Annotated in this window: 2 protein-coding genes and 1 tRNA gene; 1 reads left to right on the top strand and 2 read right to left on the bottom strand. The window is 62.1% G+C overall.

All coding sequences use genetic code 11. The annotated features are described in order from the left end of the window. The coding region (locus Q0C23_RS07455; protein WP_291511736.1) for a TolC family protein at window positions 1–1,152 on the bottom strand (1,152 nt) is incomplete at its 3' end. A 125-nt stretch (window positions 1,153–1,277) separates the two neighbouring features. Next, a complete protein-coding gene (locus tag Q0C23_RS07450) occupies window positions 1,278–1,583 on the bottom strand; it encodes a helix-turn-helix transcriptional regulator (protein ID WP_291511735.1) in 306 nt (101 codons plus the stop codon). Between the two features lie 110 nt (window positions 1,584–1,693). On the opposite strand from Q0C23_RS07450, the gene Q0C23_RS07445 reads away from it, so the two are divergent. Then, window positions 1,694–1,767, top strand: a tRNA-Gly gene (locus tag Q0C23_RS07445).

Genomic DNA, 1,767 nt, shown 5'->3' with positions numbered 1-1,767 from the left:
CTGCGCGGCGCGCCAGGCCTGGCCCAGCTGCACCCGCAGGTGATCTTCGGCCTGCTGCAACTTGGCCAGCTGCAGCTGTACCTTGGCCCGGGCGCTGTCCACCTGCCCGCCCCGCGCAAAATCCAGCGCCGCCCAGCTCACCTCACCACCGACGGTATAGGAGGGTGCACCGTTACCAAGGCCGGTGCCATTCCATTCCTGGTTGGCCATGGCGTTGATGTGCGGCATGTAGGCCGCCCGCGCTACCGTGATCCCCGCCCGCGCTGCCTTCAGCTGCTCGCGCAGTGCCAGGATCCCCGCATTGTCCGCCAGCGCCTGGGCCTGCAATTGCTGCAGATCTCCTTGCGGGAAGCTGGGCATCACCGGCGCGCCCACCTCCAGACCATCGGTCTTGGCACGACCGATGAGCACGGCCAGGTTTTCCAGGGCATTTTCCCTTTGGTCACGGGCGTGCTGCAGCGCCAGTTGCGCCTCTTCCAGATGCACCTCGGCGCTCAGCAGATCGCTCTTGACGATGACGCCCCGGGCCAGCAGCTGACGCGAGGTCTTGACATAGGCCTCGGCTGCCTTCCTGGACTTTTCTGCCACCTCGATGGCCGACTGTGCCGCGACCACCCCGTCGTAGGCCTGCAGAATCTCGAAGATGAGTTTCTGCCGAGCCGCCCGATCGCCGTTCTGGGCGGCGCGCAGCATGGCCGTGGCTTCATCGATACCGCCGCGGATGGCGCCGCCATTCCAGATGGGAATATCCAACTGCAGCTTGGTGCCGAAGTTGTGGTAGCCGCTGGGATGATCCAGGTTGCCGGGAGCGATACTGAGACCGGCGGCGCCGAGATTGGGATCGAACTGGTTCGCCCCGAAGGAATTGAAGGTAGCGCGCCGCTGCGACAGTTTCATGCCAAAGACCGTCAGCGCGTTGTTGGACTGGGAAGCGGAGAAGGACGCCGTCAGCTTGGGCAGCAGATGCCCCTGCGCCGAGGACACCGCACCCTGGGCCTCGGCAGCCTGGGCATGGGCCTCGAGCATCGCGGGATTTTGACGCAGTGCGTCTTGGACGCAATCGGCAAAGTCCAGAGCGTGCACGGCTGGACTCAGCCCTGCCGCCAGCAGGAGGATCGAGATACGGCGTAGGCCGCGCGATGGACCGGACATGTCTACCCTCACCAGAAAATCGGGCTCTTGATGTGTTGAATTGTGCCCGGGGGCGCCAACGGCTTCCTCCCGGGCTAATCCATCATTATATTCTTATACGCTTCTCTAGTGAAGCGTCTGCCCCCTCAGCCGTGCAGGTTGCAGAAAACCTCGGACATCATGGAGATCAAACGCAGCGTTCGCGGATCGCCGACACGGTAATACACCTTGTTGGCGTCCTTGCGCGCCCGTAGGATGTCCTTTTCCCGAAGAATGGCCAGATGCTGGGAGATGTTGCTCTGGGTGGTACCGACGGCGGCGACGATGTCCTGCACGCTCATCTCGTCCGATCCCAATACGCAGAGCACCTTGAGACGCAAGGGATGGGCCATGGCCTTGAGTGAGCGGGAGGCCTGTTCGATATCCTCTTCTCGGGTTGGTAGCTGATCCATGATGTGTCCTCTAATTAGCGGATGTTGTTGAGCTTATTGACAGCGGGCACAGTCGCCGCGCAGGCCTGGTGCTTGTCATGGACGCTCAATCCCCATAGAATCCACTATATGCGGGTGTAGTTCAATGGTAGAACCTGAGCTTCCCAAGCTCATGACGTGGGTTCGATTCCCATCACCCGCTCCA

The sequence above is a fragment of the Acidithiobacillus sp. genome, from assembly GCF_023256195.1.
Classification (GTDB): Bacteria; Pseudomonadota; Gammaproteobacteria; order Acidithiobacillales; family Acidithiobacillaceae; genus Acidithiobacillus_A.
The sequence above is the reverse complement of the archived record's forward strand: the minus strand, read 5'-3'. Positions and strand labels throughout refer to the sequence as shown.

What these genes read in the sequence shown, in the direction of transcription:
- Q0C23_RS07450 (WP_291511735.1), bottom strand. Translation starts at nt 1,583, where the DNA reads ATGGATCAGCTACCAACCCGAGAAGAGGATATCGAACAGGCCTCCCGC.